Source organism: Alteromonas sp. ABD4_190 (assembly GCF_056160105.1).
Window position 1 is genome coordinate 3,024,301 of record NZ_JBSWWN010000001.1, and the last position, 19,660, is coordinate 3,043,960.

General features: G+C 44.4%; 14 protein-coding genes. 6 read left to right on the top strand and 8 right to left on the bottom strand.

Annotated features, from left to right (window positions below; genetic code table 11):
• Positions 1 to 64 precede the first annotated feature (64 nt).
• A complete protein-coding gene (locus tag ACXAFM_RS13245; RefSeq protein WP_474830585.1) occupies positions 65 to 2,107 on the bottom strand; it encodes a TonB-dependent receptor in 2,043 nt (680 codons plus the stop codon).
• A gap of 555 nt (positions 2,108 to 2,662) precedes the next feature.
• Here ACXAFM_RS13245 and ACXAFM_RS13250 point away from each other — a divergent pair.
• Entirely contained in the window at positions 2,663 to 3,106 is a 444-nt protein-coding gene (locus tag ACXAFM_RS13250) for an RDD family protein (RefSeq protein ID WP_474830587.1), read from the top strand.
• Between the two features lie 104 nt (positions 3,107 to 3,210).
• Here ACXAFM_RS13250 and lptG read toward each other — a convergent pair whose 3' ends face one another.
• A complete protein-coding gene (lptG, locus tag ACXAFM_RS13255; RefSeq protein WP_474830177.1) occupies positions 3,211 to 4,272 on the bottom strand; it encodes an LPS export ABC transporter permease LptG in 1,062 nt (353 codons plus the stop codon).
• The gene (gene lptF, locus ACXAFM_RS13260; protein ID WP_474830179.1) at positions 4,273 to 5,373 is read right to left on the bottom strand and encodes an LPS export ABC transporter permease LptF; all 1,101 of its coding nucleotides are present in this window, start codon (positions 5,371 to 5,373) and stop codon (positions 4,273 to 4,275) included.
• Positions 5,374 to 5,636: 263 nt separating this feature from the next.
• On the opposite strand from lptF, the gene pepA reads away from it, so the two are divergent.
• The 3 genes from pepA to ACXAFM_RS13275 are packed head-to-tail and all read left to right on the top strand — an operon-like array spanning position 5,637 to position 10,381.
• Complete coding sequence (gene pepA, locus ACXAFM_RS13265) at positions 5,637 to 7,142, top strand: leucyl aminopeptidase (protein WP_474830181.1); 1,506 nt, start codon at positions 5,637 to 5,639, stop codon at positions 7,140 to 7,142.
• A gap of 6 nt (positions 7,143 to 7,148) precedes the next feature.
• Complete coding sequence (locus ACXAFM_RS13270) at positions 7,149 to 7,571, top strand: DNA polymerase III subunit chi (RefSeq protein ID WP_474830183.1); 423 nt, start codon at positions 7,149 to 7,151, stop codon at positions 7,569 to 7,571.
• A gap of 35 nt (positions 7,572 to 7,606) precedes the next feature.
• Positions 7,607 to 10,381 carry a valine--tRNA ligase gene (locus tag ACXAFM_RS13275; RefSeq protein ID WP_474830185.1) on the top strand — a complete coding sequence of 925 codons (2,775 nt, stop codon included), beginning with the start codon at positions 7,607 to 7,609 and terminating at the stop codon, positions 10,379 to 10,381.
• Between the two features lie 77 nt (positions 10,382 to 10,458).
• Here the strand turns inward: ACXAFM_RS13275 and ACXAFM_RS13280 are convergent, their stop codons facing one another.
• The 3 genes from ACXAFM_RS13280 to ACXAFM_RS13290 all read right to left on the bottom strand — a co-directional run bounded on the left by ACXAFM_RS13280 (position 10,459) and on the right by ACXAFM_RS13290 (position 15,830).
• Entirely contained in the window at positions 10,459 to 11,631 is a 1,173-nt protein-coding gene (locus tag ACXAFM_RS13280) for a GGDEF domain-containing protein (protein ID WP_474830187.1), read from the bottom strand.
• A 200-nt stretch (positions 11,632 to 11,831) separates the two neighbouring features.
• Entirely contained in the window at positions 11,832 to 14,498 is a 2,667-nt protein-coding gene (locus tag ACXAFM_RS13285; RefSeq protein WP_474830189.1) for an ATP-binding protein, read from the bottom strand.
• A gap of 48 nt (positions 14,499 to 14,546) precedes the next feature.
• Entirely contained in the window at positions 14,547 to 15,830 is a 1,284-nt protein-coding gene (locus ACXAFM_RS13290; protein ID WP_474834884.1) for an ABC transporter substrate-binding protein, read from the bottom strand.
• Between the two features lie 187 nt (positions 15,831 to 16,017).
• On the opposite strand from ACXAFM_RS13290, the gene ACXAFM_RS13295 reads away from it, so the two are divergent.
• Together ACXAFM_RS13295 and ACXAFM_RS13300 are read left to right on the top strand one after the other, a co-directional pair.
• Positions 16,018 to 16,866 carry an SPFH domain-containing protein gene (locus tag ACXAFM_RS13295; RefSeq protein ID WP_039219019.1) on the top strand — a complete coding sequence of 283 codons (849 nt, stop codon included), beginning with the start codon at positions 16,018 to 16,020 and terminating at the stop codon, positions 16,864 to 16,866.
• Positions 16,867 to 16,929: 63 nt separating this feature from the next.
• Entirely contained in the window at positions 16,930 to 17,139 is a 210-nt protein-coding gene (locus tag ACXAFM_RS13300) for a type II toxin-antitoxin system antitoxin (protein ID WP_474830194.1), read from the top strand.
• A gap of 93 nt (positions 17,140 to 17,232) precedes the next feature.
• Here ACXAFM_RS13300 and ACXAFM_RS13305 read toward each other — a convergent pair whose 3' ends face one another.
• Positions 17,233 to 18,669 carry a sensor domain-containing diguanylate cyclase gene (locus ACXAFM_RS13305; RefSeq protein ID WP_474830196.1) on the bottom strand — a complete coding sequence of 479 codons (1,437 nt, stop codon included), beginning with the start codon at positions 18,667 to 18,669 and terminating at the stop codon, positions 17,233 to 17,235.
• 168 nt (positions 18,670 to 18,837) lie between these two features.
• Positions 18,838 to 19,653 (bottom strand): choice-of-anchor H family protein, encoded by an 816-nt coding sequence (locus ACXAFM_RS13310; RefSeq protein ID WP_474830198.1) that lies wholly within the window; start codon positions 19,651 to 19,653, stop codon positions 18,838 to 18,840.
• Between the last annotated feature and the right edge of the window lie 7 nt (positions 19,654 to 19,660).

Genomic DNA, 19,660 nt, shown 5'->3' on the forward strand with positions numbered 1-19,660 from the left:
CACATAAAATATTGCGGCGCCAAAAGGGCCAGCGCCGCTATTACCATTAAAAGCTTCTGCGCGGTTAATATTTCAAGGAAACAGTAAGACGAACGTTTCTTGGTTCAACCGGGTGATAGTGCAAATCCTCTATGCCCTCTTCAGGCTCGCCAGGAAGGCTCGACGCATAAAAATAGTCGATATCATGATCATCACTATCAAGTGCGTTCAACACTTCTAAAGTAACGTCCCACATTGGCTGACGATAAGCGACCTGTGCATTCATTAAAAACGTTGATGGCGGAGAAACTTCATCGAAGCTTTCTACCGTGCGAGAACTTAAATAACGACCTCGCAGCGTATAACTAAATCCAAGCTGGTTGCTGTTTTGAAAATACGTCAGTCCCGCGCTCACAATGCCCGGAACTGTACCGTCAATATGGCGGCCTTCGCCTTCTACACTGTCGCTAAATCTTGCTTTTGTCCAAGCAGCTTCAATGTCAGTTGTTACATGATGATTAACCCAGTAGTAGGCGCTTACTTCTATACCGTGTCTTTCTGATGGTCGGCTCGCTTCGGTGAAGCCTGCGTCGCCGACATAAACCAGTTCACTGTCTAGTTCTAGTCGCCATAATGCAGCTGAAACATTATAGGTTCTGTTATCGGTAAAATTAACCCCGGCTTCATAACCAAGAGACTTCACTAAGAGCGGTGAAGTTTCGGTTGTATCCCCACTTACCGGATCTACAGTAATAGTTGCACCCCGTGCGTCGTTTGAGTGATACCCTTGACCGATATTGGCAAATGCGGTGAGCTGTTCAGACAGCAAATATTTAAGGCCTGCTTTTAACGTAAAAATACCATCGTCAGCACTACCGCTGTTGGCGTCTAAATCGCTATCTACGTCAACATCTAAATAATCATAACGACCGCCTAACGACAGGCTTAATCTATCGTTTAGAAAAATATTGGACTGAGCAAAAAGTGCATAGCTGTTACTTTCTATCGCATCTTCTCTAACGGTGCCAAACCGGGTTAAATTCTGAGTGCGATACAAGCCCACATTGTCAATATCGTCAAAGCGCCACTGGCCGCCCAAGGTAACACTGCTCCCTTCTGTAATAGCAAGGGGGAGGGTAGTGAATATTTCACCGCCATAGATTTTTCTATCATCAGCTTGTTCGAACTGATCGCCTCGCTCAGGGTTATCGAGGAAGTAAGTAAAGTTAGAAAATAAACTTAGCTCAGTGTCTATGGCATAAACAGAGGCGTTCCATGTGTCGCTAGCGTAGTTTGCAGATAGGCTATAGCGAGAAGACTCCCCCCCAACTTGAGTATCGATAGAGCCTAGGCGGTCTATTAAGCCGCTTTGAATAGCACGCTCTGGCACCTGATCAGCGCCGTTCCAGCTATTGTCATAAGCCATGCCTGTTATGGTAAGTTGGCCATCTAACATTGGCGTAATATATCGAATATGAGCGTTTTTCTTTTTTACGTCTTCGTCAACATCAGTCCATGGGCCGTCATAGGTTTGGTATTCTAAAGCCGTAACAACGCGGCTTTCTCCGGCTTCAAACTGGTTTAGTGAAACGGCGCGCTTAAAACCATATTCGCCCAAACCTAAGAATACCTGGTTGTTTTCAAGAGAATCTCTCAAATTAAAAATCGCGCCGCCTGCACTAGAAAAATCGCCAATGTTGGCATAGTAGGTACCTTTGAAGTAGCTAAGGTTGTCGATAAATTCAGGAATGATGAAGTTCAGGTCACTGTAGCCTTGACCGTGTCCATGGCTTCGCATATTCACTGGCATACTGTCTACACTCACCGTGAAATCGGTGCCATGGTCGAGGTTAAATCCGCGCAAAAAGTACTGGTTGGCTTTTCCTGAACCGCTATGTTGCGTCACCATCATACCCGGAATAAACTCCAATATTTCACCAGCGCGTAACATGGGGCGGTCAATCATAGTGTCACCCGACACCCAGCCCTGAGAAGCAGAAATAAACTCCCCGTCTTTTACTGATGAGTCACCGCGTACTCGAATATGCTCGATATCGCCTTCGGGGTCGTCGTAAGACCACGCTAGTGGATGTATAAAGCAAAGTGTACTAAGAGTAGAAAACGTTATTAATTTTGTATTGGTCACACTCGATGTCCATTATGTGGTGTTTAACCATATAACGATTCATCGAGTGAATTGGATGCAAAAAAAGTGAAACCAAAGTTTCACTTCAATGAATATTTATTAGAACCCTGTTCAAAATGCAGCAAGAATGACGTAGCTATCCATGCTTGGTGACGTAGGCGCTCTGAGGAGACTTTGGGACGACACTTCTCTTTCGCTGACTTTTTATTCGAAACAGACATGTACTATTCCTCTTAAAGTCGATTTGGTTTTTTGTATGTTCGAACACTTAAATTCGATCACTTTTAACCGCAACTGCAAAACTTTAAAATGGCGTTAAGGATACCTGCGCCTGTTTAAGCAATCACGCACATATGCCAAAATATAGACTGTCTAGAAAATATTGAAGAGAAACGCGTGGCAAAACACGACACAAAAGCGAAACGAAGAGCTGAATCTACTTATCACTCTAAAAATATCGGCAGAGATAGTGCTAAAAAAAACGATGCCGAAAACAACCCAGTGCAAAGAGCAGGCTTCGTTAGACGTTTATTGGCCATGATTTACGATACATTAGTAGCCACTGCTGTAGGTATGTGTGCGGCCATGGTGATGATAGTAACGCTGGTGGTTATGCTGAAAAACGGTGCCCTTGACCTGCAAGGCTATGCTGAACCTGCCGACCTTATCCAGGCATCTTTTGGCTATAAACTGCTTATTCAAACCTGGGTAGGCTTATGGATTGCGGGCTTCTTTTTGTGGTTTTGGCGTAGAGGCGGGCAAACGCTTGGCATGCGTGCTTGGCGGTTACGAATCTACAGCACAGTTGAAGAGCCTATGACATGGCCGCGTTTGTTAATTCGCCTTGTCGCATCATTGGGTGGTTTAGGGACATTACTTGTTTTGTTTGATTTTAAAAATAAACAATCTCTGCAAGACCGACTGGCAAAGACCGAAGTGTTGAAGCTGACCAAAGAAGCGAACGACCACAAAAGTTGGTAGTACACAGCTTGTAGGGCGCTAAAAAAGTATCAAAAAAAGAGGCTGCAACGAGCCTCTTTTTTGTATGCGTTGAGCGTTTAATTTGCCTATCGTTGATAGCTTTATCAACGTTTTAGCATAACACCTGCGATAGCAGCAAACAGTAAACTGGGCAGTAAAGCGCCCAAAAACGGCGGCAGCTGATATACCAAACTGACTGGCCCAAACACTTCATTAAGAATAAAGAAACCGAAGCCTGTTAGTACGCCCATAATCACTCTTGCGCCCATAGTCACGCTACGTAACGGACCGAAGATGAACGACAGTGCCATCAATAGCATCACACCTACCGATATAGGCTGAAAGATTTTCCGCCATAGCGCTAACTCATAGCGTGATGGATCTTGATCGTTATTATCTAGATAGTTCACGTAATCAAGCAGACCAGTAATAGACAATGCTTCGGGCTTAACCGCCACAATCCCCAATTTATCGGGAGTAAGGGTCGAGTTCCAGCGCACGCGATCGCTTTCATCTAACGTGACATTGGTTTCTGTAAACTGGGTTACTTCAACATCGCTTAACCACCAGCCGTCGCCATCGAAAGCGCTATTTTTCGCGTAGGTAATACTTTCAAGAGACAAGTCAGGATTAAAGCTAAAAATGCTTACGTCTTTGAGTGAGTCTTGGCTAAGTACTTGGCCAATACTCACAAATCGGTCGCCATCTTTTGCCCACACCAGCTTATCGGAAGAAAATAGACTACCGCCTGAAATGGCTTCGGTTCTTATCTGTTTTGCCTTGGTTTCGCTGTATGGAGTAACCCATTCACCAACGGCCATCACCAGTAAAATCATAACAAGGGTAGATTTCATGGCCGAGTTTATGATGTTCCAGCGGCTCATACCCGCGGCCTGCATTACTACCAGTTCGCTGTTGCTGGCCAACACGCCCATACCGATAAGACCGCCAAGTAACGTGGCCATAGGGAAGAATTGCTCTAGGTCGCGAGGTAAGCTCAGTAAAACGTAGATAAAAGCGACCAGCATGTCATAGTCGCCTTCGCCAATTTTACGTAGTTGTTCTACAAATTTAATGAGCGCGCTTAAGCCGATAAGTACGCTAAGCGTAACGGTGATAGTACCTAACAGCGTACGGGCAATATATAAATCGAGGATCTTAAACATCTACTTTTTCCCCAATATCCAAGCGCGAAGCTCTGTGCCAGTTTTTCTGTCCCGCACGATTAACATGACACCAATGATCAACATGATGGTATGTACCCACCATAAGCCAAGCTGTGGCGGCATTTTTCCATCTTCTAGTACGCGTCTACTTGCAAGCAGCAGCAAGAAGTAGCCTAGGTAAAGCAAAATGGCCGGGAACATTTTACCGAAGCGGCCCTGACGCGGGTCTACAGCGCTCAGCGGTACAGCAATCAACACTAAAAATGGAATAGAAAGCGGTATGGCAATACGCCACTGAAGCTCGGCTCTGGCCTCGATACTGTCGTCTTCCCAAAGCTCGCTGGTGGGCAATACGCTCACCTTACGACGGGTTTCGTCGGCGGGTTTATCGGCAATCTGAATTTGGTATTCGTCAAATTCTACTTTGCGGTAAGCCTTTTCAGATTGTTTGCCTTCGTACTGCACACCTTCTTTTAATACGAGGTTTCGTGTACCGTCGGGGTTGTTTGCGACTTCACCGGTTTGCGCATATACAACGCGTACATCACCTTCGCTATCATCTGTTTGATTTTGCGATAAAAACACGCGTTGTAGCTTGTCATTTTTATCCACGTCGTGCACAAAAATAACCGCTTTTTCGTTACCCGTTTGCTGGAATCTACCTGGCATTAGTGCCGAGATACCGGCCTCGTTTCTGGCTTTTTCCCGCAGTTGATATTCGTTTTCAGCTGCTAATGGCGCGAAATAAAGGGTAATTGCGCCTGTGACTATCATGATAAGTACTGATAAAAATAGCATTACCCTAGTGACATACCATTCACTGATACCACAAGCCCGCATAACGGTCATTTCACTGTCTACATACAGCCTGCCGTGGGCTAGCATAATACCCAGATAAGCACTGATGGGCAGCACCAATGAAGAGAGGATAGGGGCATATAAACCTAAGAAGCCAAGCACAAGCCCAGCAGGGATATCACCGTCTGATGCGTCGCCCAATACGCGCACAAATCTTAGGGTGACAAAAATTGCCATTAGGATAAAGAAAATCGCTAACTGAGATTTCAGCGTTTCCTTAAGTAAATAGCGGAATATCAGCATCTCAGCCCTTCCGGAAAATTAGGAATTTTAGTGAAAGAAAGCACAATTTTGTTTAAACTTACCGTTTTTACAAGTTTTGCCTGCAATCATAAACCGTTTGCATGGTGTTTTGACGCAAATTTAACCTATATTCAATAGGTCTGTAAGCGTGAATTGCAGCGAACTAAAAAGTTATGCTGCGTATTAAAACATAAAGCAGCGCGAAACGTTACGTGATTTTAGTCATCGTGCAAACCATAAACGACGAAAAGCGAGGTGATATCGTGGAGTTTAGTGTAAAAAGTGGCAGTCCTGAAAAACAACGCAGCGCATGTATTGTTGTGGGTGTCTTCGAGCCGCGCCGCCTAACGGCAGTGGCTGAACAACTAGACGAAATCAGTGAAGGTTATATCAGCAACTTGTTACGCCGTGGCGACCTTGAAGGTAAAGCGGGGCAAATGTTGTTGCTACACAACGTGCCAAACGTACTAAGTGAGCGCGTGCTTCTTGTCGGTTGTGGTAAAGAGCGCGAATTAGACGAGCGCCAGTACAAAAACATAATCGCCAAAACCATTCAAACATTGAATGAAACAGGCTCAATGGAAGCGGTATGTTTCCTTACAGAACTTCACGTTAAAGGTCGCGATACTTACTGGAAAGTGCGCCAAGCGGTAGAAGCAACTGAAGATACGCTTTACACCTTTATGCAGCTTAAAACCAAAAAAGGCGAGCCACGTCGTCCGCTGCGTAAAATTGTATTCAACGTACCTACACGCCGTGAATTAACGGTTGGCGAACGTGCAGTTGAGCACGGTTTAGCCGTAGCTCGTGGTTCAAAAGTAACCAAAGACGTAGCTAACATGCCGCCAAACATCTGTAACCCAGCGTATCTTTGGCAGCAGGCGCAAGAATTGGCGAGTCAGTACGACAGCGTTACCGCAGAAGTGGTAGATGAAACACAAATGGCAGAGCTGGGTATGCAGTCTTACCTTGCCGTTGGTCGTGGTTCTGCAAATGAAAGCATGATGAGTATTATGCATCACCGCGGTGGCCCAGCTGATCAAGCGCCAATTGTGCTTGTAGGTAAAGGCCTTACTTTCGATTCAGGCGGTATTTCAATTAAGCCAGGCGAAGCCATGGATGAAATGAAGTACGACATGGGTGGTGCTGCAGGCGTACTGGGTACAATGCACACTATCGCGGCGCTAAATCTTCCGATTAACGTAATCGGCATACTAGCTGGCTGTGAAAATATGCCAGATGGCAAAGCGTACCGTCCAGGTGACATTCTAACGACTATGTCGGGTCAAACTGTTGAAGTACTAAATACTGATGCGGAAGGCCGTTTGGTATTGTGCGACGCGCTAACCTACGTTGAGCGTTACGAGCCAGAACTCGTTATCGACGTTGCTACGCTGACAGGTGCCGCTATTATCGCGCTAGGCCATCACGCAACAGCAGTAATGAGCACGCACAACCCGCTTGCTCACGAACTACTTAATGCGTCAGAGCAAAGTTCAGATCGCGCATGGCGCTTACCGCTATGGGACGATTACCAAGAGCAGCTTGAAAGCCCGTTTGCAGATATGACGAACCTTGGTGGTCGCCCAGCAGGGTCAATTACGGCGGGTTGTTTCTTGTCGCGCTTCACTAAGAAGTACAACTGGGCTCACCTTGATATCGCCGGTACGGCATGGCGCAGTGGTAAGAACAAAGGCGCAACAGGCCGTCCAGTGCCTATGCTGTCTCAGTTCTTAATGAACCGCGCTGATATCAAGTTAGAGGACTAATCATTTATGCCACAAGTGATTTTTTATCAACTTACCAGCGGTGACAATGGTGTGGCAGGCCGCGCCAGTGAAGTCATTGCCTCAGCGTTTGCTAATAAGCAAAAAATTAGCGTGCTGTGTGATACACAGGCGCAAGCTGAAGAAGTTGATGAATTGTTATGGCAACTGCCGGCAGACCGCTTTGTGCCCCATAACCTTTTTGGTGAAGGGCCGCAGTCGGGAACGCCGGTGGAAATTTGTTGGCGGCCAGAGCAGGTAGCCAGACGACAAATGGTGGTGAACGTGGGTTCCGGTATGGTGCCTTCACCCAACCAGCATCGTCAAATCATCGATTTTGTACCCGTGGACGAGAATGCCAAACAGGCCGCGCGGGTAAGATACAAAAACTATCAGCAAGCTGGATGCAACATGCAGTTCAAATCTGCATAAGTCATTCGCGTTTAGCTTCAATTTGAGAGTGTGTAATGGATAAAACCTTCGAACCGCAGTCCATCGAGCAGCAATGCTACAAGTCATGGGAAGAGGCGGGTTTATTTAAAGCTTCAGGTAGCGGCGACCCTTATTGTATTTTGCTTCCGCCACCAAACGTTACCGGTAGCCTTCACATGGGCCATGGTTTCCAGCAGACCATCATGGACGCCTTAACCCGTTATCACCGCATGAAGGGCGACAATACGCTATGGCAAGTGGGTACTGACCACGCAGGTATTGCTACCCAAATGGTGGTAGAGCGCCAACTTAACGCTGAAGGTAAGACGCGCCACGATTTAGGTCGCGAAGACTTCATTAAAAAAGTGTGGGAATGGAAAGAGCACAGCGGCGGTACTATTACTGGCCAAATGCGCCGTCTAGGTACGTCACCTGACTGGTCTCGTGAAGTATTCACCATGGACGAAGACCTGTCTAAAGCCGTAACTGAAGTATTCGTGAAACTACACGAAGAAGGTCTTATCTACCGTGGTAAGCGTTTGGTTAACTGGGATCCAGTGCTTCACACGGCAGTGTCGGACCTAGAAGTACTGAACGAAGAAGAAGACGGCCACATGTGGCACATGCTCTATCCGCTAGCGGATGGCAGCGGTGAGCTAGTGGTTGCAACAACGCGCCCTGAAACCATGCTCGGTGACACAGCGGTTGCAGTACACCCAGATGACGAGCGTTATCAAGATTTTATCGGCAAAGAAATTAAGCTGCCTATTACGGGTCGTTTAATTCCAGTTATTGCCGATGACTATGTAGATCAAGAATTCGGTACAGGCTGCGTTAAAATTACGCCTGCTCACGATTTTAACGACTACGACATGGGTAAGCGTCACAATCTACCTATGATCAACATTCTTACCGACGATGCGAAAATTAACGACGATGCGCCAGAAGCGTACCGCGGTTTAGATCGCTTCGATGCGCGTAAGCAAATTGTTGCTGACCTAGAAGCCCAAGGCTCTTTGGTTAAGATTGAGCCGCACAAGCTTAAAGTGCCACGTGGCGACAGAACGGGCGCAGTTATCGAACCATACCTAACTGACCAGTGGTATGTAGCGGTTGAGTCTCTTGCTAAGCCAGCTATTGAAGCAGTGGAAAGCGGTGAAATTCGTTTTGTGCCAGAGAACTGGAACAAAACTTATTACCAGTGGATGCACAACATTCAAGACTGGTGTATTTCACGTCAGCTGTGGTGGGGACACCGCATTCCGGCGTGGTACGACGAAAACGGCAACGTTTTTGTTGGCCGCACCGAAGAAGAAGTGCGTGAGAAACATGGCCTTGGCAGTGACGTAACCCTTTCACAAGATGACGATGTTCTTGATACCTGGTTCTCAAGTGCGCTATGGCCGTTCGCGACCATGGGCTGGCCAGAAGAAACGCCAGATCTAGAAACCTTTGTACCGTCTTCAGTGCTAGTCACCGGCTTTGATATCATCTTCTTCTGGGTTGCCAGAATGATCATGATGACCAAGAAGTTCACTGGCAAGATTCCGTTTAAAGATATTTATATTACCGGCCTTATCCGCGATGAGAACGGCGATAAAATGTCAAAGTCGAAGGGCAACGTGCTTGACCCTATTGATTTGATTGACGGTATTGATATTGAGTCGCTAGTCACTAAACGTACCGCGGGCATGATGCAACCTCAGCTGGCTGAGAAGATTGCTAAGCGTACCCGCAAGCAATTCCCTGATGGTATTCAGGCCTATGGTACAGATGCACTACGCTTTACGTTTGCAGCTATGGCGTCAACCAGCCGCGATATCAACTTTGATATGGCCCGTGTTGAAGGCTACCGCAACTTCTGTAATAAAATTTGGAATGCATCGCGTTTCGTATTGATGAACACAGAAGAGCACGATACAGGTCGTGACGGTGGCGAAATGGTGCTTAGTATGGCCGATCGCTGGATTTGGGCTAAGTTCCAACAAACGCTAGTTGAGTTTGAAAAAGCGCTTGAAGACTACCGTTTCGACATTGCAGCGCAAACCGTTTACGAGTTTACCTGGAACCAGTTCTGTGACTGGTATCTAGAGCTTACTAAGCCAGTGCTTAACAATGACGCCAGCACCGAAGCTGAAAAGCGCGGTACGCGTCACACGCTTATCAATGTACTTGAAAGCCTGCTGCGCTTATTGCACCCGCTAATGCCATTTATCACCGACACTATTTGGCAGCGTGTGGTGCCACTAAGTGCGCTTAAGGTGGAAGAGGGCGCTAGCATTATGGTTCAGGCATTCCCTGAAGTTGATGCGGCGAAACAAGACGACAAAGTACTTGCTGATATCGAGTGGGTGAAGAAGTTTATCGTGGGTATTCGTAATATCCGTGGTGAAATGGATATCTCGCCAAACAAACCGCTTAATGCGCTACTTAAAAACGTAAGCGATGAAGACGCGCGTCGTCTTGATGCGGCTAAGGCATTCCTAGATAAGCTTTCTAAGCTTGAAACCGTAACTATATTAAAAGACGGTGAAGAAGCACCAGCCAGCGCCACAGCGCTTGTGGGCGAGATGGAAATTCTTATCCCAATGGCAGGGCTTATCGACAAAGATGCAGAGCTTGCGCGTATTACTAAAGCCATGGAGAAAATCGAGAAAGATGTATCTCGTACACGTGGCAAGTTGGGTAATGAGAAGTTCGTAAGCAATGCGCCAGAAGCGGTAATTGAAAAAGAACGTGCTAAGTTGGAAGAGGGTGAAAAAGCCCTAGCCAAACTTAAAGAGCAGTTCGAGACTATCAAAGCACTATAGCTAGATAGGCTTCATCATAATGACTAAAAACTAAAACGCTGCCATTTGGCAGCGTTTTTTTATGAATATTTTAGTCGCTATACCAACGTTGTTTCTGCTATGACCTCTGGCGACACCCTGTTTCGCCCTGTTTTTTTTGCGTTATACAGTTCTTTATCTGCCCGATTAAACAGTGTATTCCACGTATCTTCGACGTTGCTTGAAGAAGACATACCTACGCTAATGGTTACTTTAATTTCTTCAGAGCCACTGAATATAACAAGCGAAGACACCGATTCTCTCAATCTATCGGCAACGGTAAAAGGGGGCTCAGAATGTCGATGAGAGATAATAACGCCGAACTCTTCTCCGCCTAAGCGACCCACTATGTCACCTTTGCGTAACTGTGCTTGTAGACACTGTGCCACATTTTTTAGCACTCTATCGCCTTCAGGATGACCATAGCTGTCGTTAATGGTTTTAAAAAAATCGATGTCAATTACTAGTAAAGTGAAAGGCCTTTTGCTTTTGGACTTCAACTTTTTCAATACCGTGCGAATAAACGCGCGACGTCCTAACACGCCGGTTAACTCGTCGAAGTTTGCCATTGCTTCCCATTCGCCTTTTTCTTTTGACAGAATAATAAATGGGAGAAGTGCTGAGGTGGCAAGGCAAAGTAGTACGTGGAGCCCTACAGTAACCGTTATAAAAACTTGCAAGTTAGATACTAAGCCATAATAGGTAACACCAGTGGTAAGCCCCGCCCGTATCACCATTATGATAAAGTGAATGAACAGTATGCTTCGTATCAGAACAGAAATACCTTCAATGGTTTTCCATTGCTGTGATTGAAAGCTCTGAAAACAAAATAGAAACATTAAAGCAATAAAAAAGGACGTTGTTGGCTCGACTAATTCAGGGTACCAAGACGCTCCAATCAAAGAGAGAATAGCTATTACAAAAACACGGTTACCTGTGCGTTTGACGGTAGAGTGCACACATTGAATGTTGAAACTTAAAAAGCCATGAAGTAGCAAATAGCTGGCCGTTAAATAAAGAAGCCCAGTGAGTGTGCTGAGCACGTTTATACTTGGCGCGAACATAGTGAGCGCGCTGCCGACTAGCCCTAAGCAATACACCAAGCACGATGCGGCCCAAAAGTTGAATGCGACAGGTTCGTATTGGTTTTTCGCCAAGATGCGAAAATATCCACCTACCGCAGCATTTATAGCGAGCGACAGGAGCAACACAATTAAAACGGAACTTGTCATTTTTTCGCCGACAAAATTAGACAAAAGTATTATTAATAATGGCGTTGAATTAAAAATTTACGTAACGGTAAAGGTATGGTGGTGGATAAATAAGTATTTTTTTATATACCTTTGAGGCAAAAGTCTTTTTGAAAAAGAGGTGCTAAGCTTATGCAATATAAGAATTTGTTAATTTATTTAGGGCTCGCTGTTTGTGAACGTCAACTTAAAAAGTTTTTTACCACTGCAATAAGCGACTTCTGCTTTATAGGCTTGGTTAAATAATCATTCATTCCCGATTGAAGCGCGTTTTGTTTATCTTCTTTCATCGCATTGGCTGACAGGCCAATGATAGGTACGGCTGTAAAGCCTTTTTCGCGAAGCAGTTTAGTGGCTTCATATCCATCCATAACGGGCATTTGTACGTCCATTAAGATAAGGTCGTATTGAGGGGCGTTTTCTACTTTTTGTACTGCTTGCTTACCATCTTCAGCGATATCAAACGTAAGTCCCAGGTTTGTTAGAATTTCACCGGTAACGAGTTGGTTTATATTATTGTCCTCTACAAGCAATATGTGCCCTTCAAGTTTTAAGCTATCGGGTTCCTCGTTATATTCTTTACTTTGATAATTAGCATCTTTTGAGATTATTTGGTGTACAAAACGTTCAAATTGGGCGGGGGTGAAAGGATGCATAATTAAAGGGCCTTTCCACAGCGAATCATATTTAGACTGCAGGGCACTACCAGCGCTCTCCATCACTAAGCCTACAGACTTTCCGCTTTCTAAAAGACTGTTCAGCCAGCTAATATTTTTCCTAAACGAGCTAAATTCATGAACGTCGACAACAATATGATCAGGGAGAGTAGCAGCATTTTTAGCATTTTCAATTGACATGCTTGATGCTGTCGACAGCTGAATTTGAGAGCAATAGGCTTTTGGGAGTAACGGCGATTCAGTTACGTAAAGGCTATTAGTAGGCAACTGTGGAGAGTTTTGTAATACCCCTGGCTGATTCTTAAATGCTTTAAGAGGAAGTTCAACCTCGAATCTACTGCCTTTCCCCATAGTCGAGGTTGCATCAAGGCGTCCATTCATAAGTTCAGTAAGCTGGCTGACAATGGCAAGGCCCAGTCCAGTACCGCCGTATTTGCGGTTAGTTGAGCCATCAGCCTGTGTAAAAGGCTTAAATATTTTATCGAGCTGTGCTGGGCTCATGCCTATACCTGAGTCGGCAATTCGCATGATGAGGTTTAGTAGGTTACCTTTTTCATTCAAGTTACCGTCAAACTCTATATCTATACGCCCTTGTTCGGTAAATTTCACGGCGTTGTTGCCAATGTTCATAATAATTTGAGCAATACGCAACGGGTCGCCTATAACCTGAGGTGGTATTCTAGGGTTAACCGTAAAATGAACAGATAGATTCTTCTCTTTTGCTCGCAGCGCTATTACGGCGATGAGGTTGTCAAATAGCGAGTGCAGTGAAAAGCTAACCTCTTCTATCTTTAATTCACCTGCTTCAATCTTGGAAAAGTCCAGAATGTCGTTAATTACGCTCAGTAATATTTGCCCAGAGTATGAAGCTTTATCAAGATAGCCTCGTACTATTGGTGATAGTTCTTGCTGTTGTGCTAGTTCTATCAGGCCAATGATACCATTCATGGGGGTACGAATTTCATGGCTCATGTTCGCTAAAAACATGCTTTTAGATGCGGTAGCCTGCTCGGCTTTTACTTTAGATTCGGTGATGACCTTGTTCAAGCTTTCTAGCTGAGAGTTCATCGATCTTGCTTCATTTAATAGCTTTTCCGTTTCACGGTTTTTATCACTAAATACAAGAGCGGCTCTTGCTAGCTTTCCAATTTCGTCTTTTCGACTGCTGCCCGGAATATTGGAGATTTGTACGCCTTCAGCGAGCTTATTGAAAACTTCGGTAATAGAGCGGATTGGGCCAAGGATACGAAATATTGAAAACAGCGCAGCTGCTAAAGCAAGCAAAATCGCAAATAAAGAAAAAAGCTCTCCATTACGCTGTGTATTCTCAGCTATTTGGTAAGTGCGCTGTGTAATAACCTCTGAGTGAGTACTAACTTTTTTTGCTAATTCACCACTTAAATAGAGAAACTCATTAGCAGAGCCTGCCATTACTACATTAACCAGAAAAAGATTGCCTTGCGTTATTTGAGTAAGCTTAAAAAAGTCGTTTTTTATTCTGTCTATAATTCGTTTCACACGCTGCTGCAACTCAGGATTGGCTGAGAAGGGCATGCGCGTTAAAGTGTCAACAGAGTCATTGAATGTCTTGATGAATTTCATATCAGGCTTCATCAAGTATTTTAACATCGCATTTTCTGTTTGAATTAGAATGACCTTCGCGTCTTCTACAAAAGTCGCTGAAACATCTCCTTTCGCTAGTGCCTTGTCGAGTTCACTTTCAAGTAAGGTGATATCAGACATAGTCCCTTGATCGACGAGGTTGTCTCTTTCTGAGCGTGCTTCAACAACCTGAGAGAAGTTCTCTTGATAAGCGTTTAGGTGCTCTCTCATTCTACTGAGAATTTGATTGCTGTCGCCTTTTTGACTGGAATGCTCGTTAACCTCTGCAAGTTTATCGAGCTTACTGTTAATGGTAACCATCAGGCGGCTAAAACGCGTAATGGCCGACTTACTTGCATTTTCTTTAAAAATTAAAACATTGCGCTGAAGGTCGACAACGTCCCGTTCAAGCTCTTTTACAATGCCTACATCAATGACGGCTTTAGCAGCAGATGCCACGCCTTTATTTAAAACCTCTTGGTTTTTTCGCGCCACAAAGCCTTGAGCAAGTATTAGTGCAATTAACGCAACTAAAACTGTTATAAGCTGTACTCGGATTGACGATAACATATAAGCTGAAGGAACCTTATTCCATTTAAGAAGCGGTACTACACTGTGTCATGCAGTGATAAATTCGTACCATTTTTGTAAGCTATATTCATAGCTTGGCATAACTGTGTTCCAAACTGCAACATTACTAAATCGTTCTTCGTAACTGCCACCAGTCCGTTGTGCGCCTTTTTGTACACTCACTTTGCCATCAGTGCCTTTTAGTGGTTCAGAAGCAACTTTACCCTTATACCAGTAGTCCCATTCAGCCTTCGATAAATATTCGGCAGAACGTTGGGGGGTCGAAATGTAATACCCCTGTCTTGCTATGAATGCACCCGGCCAACCCGACAGCCACCAGTTCATATATTCATAGGCTACATCTTTCATTCTGCCTTGGGTAGCAGAAGAAAGGCACATTACCCCGTGCCATCCTCGGTATCCTTCTTTTGGAGCAGCGAAAGTGACGGGTATATTTTGACCATTGAGTGCGGAGACCGCTGGCGAGAACATGCTTTCAACAGCCACACGACCACTTTTCATAAATTCAACGGATTCAGGAACCGATGTCCAAAAACCGCTAAAGTGATTCAACTGATTTAACTCTATAAGCAGGTTAAACAGGTCGTCTAGCTCGTATTCGGTGATAGCACCAATATCTTTGAAAGTGATGAAACCTTTCGCTTGCGCGGCTAACGCTAAATCGAATAATCCGATGGTAGGGTCATTTACGATGCCGACTTTTCCAGAAAAGTGACGATCTAGCAGCCAGCCCCAACTTTCTTCTTGTCCCTGCAGTTCAGTCGGTAGCTTAGACCTGTCATAACCAAATGAATCCACGTTATGTACGTAGGGTAAAAAGCTGATGGCATCAGTGTGCTTTTCACCTAAAGAGGCGTCTTCTTGCACATTAAGAATTTTGTGTGGCGCGTCGCCGGCACCCATACGCGCACTTTCAGTAAGCTTACCGGTTTTGCTTAAGTTATTTATCTCTTCCCAATAGTGAAGACGCTTTTTCTGTATAGGCTGAATAGCCTTTGCGCGCCACAGTACGTTTATGCTGTTTGACCACTGCTCGTATAAATCGAACGACTGAGGGTTCATGGATGCTTTTTGCAGCACAGTGGCACTGCCGCCAGGTTCAAACGCTATGTTGATACCTAAGTCTTCGATAGCGCGCTGTCGGATAGCTTCCTGCAATGTTACGTGAGTACCCATAACACGCAGCGTGGGCTTTGCTTTACCGATAGCGAAAGGAGTAATGCCTGCTGTCAACCCAAATGCTAGCCCGCCTTTGAGTAAGGTGCGACGTGCCTCAGAAGAATTTTTGGTCTTACAAGGTTTAGTAGGCATTATGAAAGTCCGTATAAGAAATTTCCTTGATAACATTCTGGCACCTATTTCATAGACTTACCAAGAAATGTTTTAAAATTGTTTAATGCAACAGTGGTTTTGACATATCTGGTAACACTTCATCGGTGGCAAAAAATGGCTTTGCTTTTATTATTAAGATATCAAAATGATATCAAAGGTGATCGAAATGCAAGAAAAGAAGGGTTTCTCAGTCAACGGATATTTGATGATCTGTGTTTTATTGGTTGCACAGGCTGCGGCATTCTTCTATGCCGTTGGGGGGAGCCCCGAAGGCGGAATCATTTTAAGTCTTCTGGTTGGTGCACTCTGGATGGGATATTTTATGGTGCAGCCGAATCAAGCTAAGGTGATGACTTTTTTTGGTAGCTATGTTGGTACCGTTTCTAATGTAGGTTTGCGCTGGACCATTCCATTGTTTCGCCGAACCAATATATCACTTCGCATAAGAAATTTTGAAAGCGCCAAAATTAAAGTGAATGACAACCAAGGGAACCCGATTGAAATTGCGTCAATTGTGGTGTGGAAAGTCACAGATACTGCAGAAGCCGTATTTGACGTAGACGATTATGAAAGCTTTGTTCGCATTCAAAGTGAATCTGCTATTCGTAATATGGCAAGTAGTTTTCCTTACGACCCTCGCGATGACGAACAAGCTGAAGTGGCCCTTCGTAGCCACCCAATAGAGATATCAGAGCGGTTACAAGAAGAAATACAAGCCCGTTTAGCAAAAGCAGGGATCACCATATTAGAGTCTCGTATTAGCCACCTTGCTTACGCCCAAGAAATTGCCAGTGCGATGCTACAGCGTCAACAAGCCTCAGCTATTGTTGCGGCGCGTAAGCAAATTGTTGATGGTGCTGTAGGAACCGTTGAAATGGCCCTTCAACGACTAAACGAAAAAGGGGTTGTTGAGCTAGATGAAGAGCGCAAAGCGACCATGATCAGTAACCTACTAGTCGTGCTGTGCGGTGATAAATCAACGCAGCCTGTTATTAATACAGGTACAATTTATTAGTAAAGTTTTGAGTTTCTAATTTTGGTGCCGCAGAGGCGCTCTGTGGCACATAAGGTTTATATTTTGGCAAAGAAAAAAGCGTATCCACTTCGGATTAATGAAAATGTACTTGCCGCTATGGAAAGGTGGGCCGCTGATGATTTGCGTAGTGTTAATGCACAAATTGAGTATGTATTAAGACAAGCGCTTGTGAAGCAAGGCAGAGTCAAGCTTGTAGAAAAGGTAGTGGTGGAAGTTGAAGAAATTCAGCCGTCGAAGGGTGGTGGTTTATAAGGGGCACTAAAACGCCTAGTATTTAGCAGCGCGAGCATTTTTAAAGTGAGCGGAATGCGCTTTTTTTGATGTAGTTTAAAGCGCCTACCGTGACTAATCGTCTAAAGGCTCTGGCGCTGAAATTGGTGAAATTTTCGCTCCCTCCTGAATGCACTCCACCGTATTTCGGCCATTGTTTTTGGCTTTATAGAGCGCCTTATCGGCATAGGCGAGAAGTTGTTTGGGGCTTTTGTGCTGGAGTTCTCTTGTTTGCACTGCACCAATGCTCACCGTGATTTTATGGCCTTTTAAAAGCGGCTGTGTTTCGTGTAATTTACTTATTTTCTGTCTTAGTCTATCTAATATTTGGTGGGGTGAAACTTGGCTTAGAAGCACAATACAAAATGCAAATTCTTCACCTCCAATTCTGCCTATTGCGTCTTCGGCGCGAAAGAATCTCTGCATTGTTTGGGCAACGATAGTTAGGACTTCATCACCAAACCCATGGCCAAGGTTGTCGTTTATTGATTTAAAGTGATCAACATCTGCAATTCCTACCAGTACTTCATGATTGTTGCGCTTGGCAAACATTAAAGATTTAGAGAACGCATCCATAAAGGCTCGCCTGTTGGGAATATTGGTTAAGGCGTCAAAATATGCCAGCTTTTCTAATTTCAGGTTTGCATCTCGCAGCTCACTTGTTCGTTCGTGAACCAAGTTTTCTAAATCTTGTTTTATTCTTTTTAGCTCTGAATTTCTTTTATCCAGCTGTTCAGACTGAAACTTCATCTCGCTTACATTGCGCTGCACCGCAGCAAAATGCGTAACTTCACCAAAATCGTTGGTTAGAGGGAATATATTCATTTGTACCCAGAACGGTTTACCGGTTTTCGTATAGTTCAGCAGTGTCTCAGTACAGGGAATTTGTTTAACAAGGGCTTGGCGAATGCGATCAGTGGAGGCTTTGTCTGTTAGGGTTCCTTGAAAAATTCTGGGTGTTTCGCCAATTAGCTCTTCGAGGTCATACTCAGTATGTTTACAGAGGGCTTCGTTGGCGTAAATTATTTTAGGTGAGAGTGGGGCATTGATGATTTTCGCTTCTGTCACCAAGATCATGTCTTGCGAATTTTGCACAATATCTTTATAGGAAAAGTCATTTATTTTCTTGGTGATGTTCGTAAAGTAAACGACTACAAAGGGCGGTGTAATTCCATTCCCGCTATGTTTCTCTGGGTAGGCATTGACACTAAACCAAGCGTTTTTTTCTGTTGTTTTGTCAATAATGCCTAATATTTGATTGTCTACAGGTTTGCCCGTCGATAGTACACGAACGACAGGTAATTCATCATAGGAAATCCTTCGGTTTTGCCTATCAATGAACTCCCACGTCTCAGCATCCATACTTTTGTTTTTTAGCGCCTCAAGACTTAAGTTAAGCATTATCGACGCAGCAGGGTTGGCATACTCCACAGCGCCAGACGCGTTGTGAATGACGACACCAATTTGCGTGTTTTCTAATAGATTGAACAAGTTAACATTGTTGAAGCTCATTGCACTACACCACTTGAAAGCGTCAGTATGTACTGTTTTTCCTTGTACATTGGCGAATCAACGTTAATTAGAAAGAAGAGTTAACCTATATATTAGACTTTAGTTTAAAAAATAGCCAAAAGCTGTGTTTAAAACAGCTTTTGGCAAGAAAAAATGTGGCTGGGGAAATTAAAGGCGAGAGCTACTGTTGAGGCGTCTTGTAATTACAATGCCACCTAGTAAAAACAATGGAAGTAGCGACCAGGCTCCGCCGTGTTCTTCTACTATTACCACCGTATCTTCCACAACGTACTCGTTGTTTTCACTTTCAAGAGGAAGATAGGCAAGTGCGCTGTCGTCATAAGCATCGGTAAAAGCCACTAGTTCTTCAGTGTCGGCATCGTAAAGCTCCAACAAAATGTCGTATTCGCCAGGGGGAAAACCCGATACCAATGAACTTTCGATGGTAAAGGTATCTGTTGAATCTTCTGAATAAATATAAAATTCAGACGATACGTGAATGGCATCGTAAACACCCTCTTTACCTAAATACAAAACAGCGTATACCGGTGCCCGAGTAAAAATTGTGTCGGCGTCAAACTCGATTGAAAATGTAGAGTGATAACCGTCGTAGTCGATATCTTGCTCAAGCGTTACCCAACTTTCATAAATCCAAAATTCGTTAACGCTGCTTACCACAATATCGCTTGATGATTTGTTTACACCAAGATGTTGCTGATGTTTGTTCGTTTCACTAACTGTATTTTGTTGTGCGACAGTGCTATCGGCAGACTGTTCAACCAGGCTGTCACTTGGCAACTCGCCTGTTGTTTTAGATAAAAGTGATTCAGAAGCTACGAAGGGTTTGTCGTAACGGAATTCGTTTGAGGTAACCTGTTTATCTTCTGATTTACTATCAGAATTTGCATGTGCAGGTGATAAAAGAGCAAGCTGTAATGTGGCGATAGCAGAGTATGCAGTAAGTGCTAGTACTAAGTTTTTCATCTGTCCA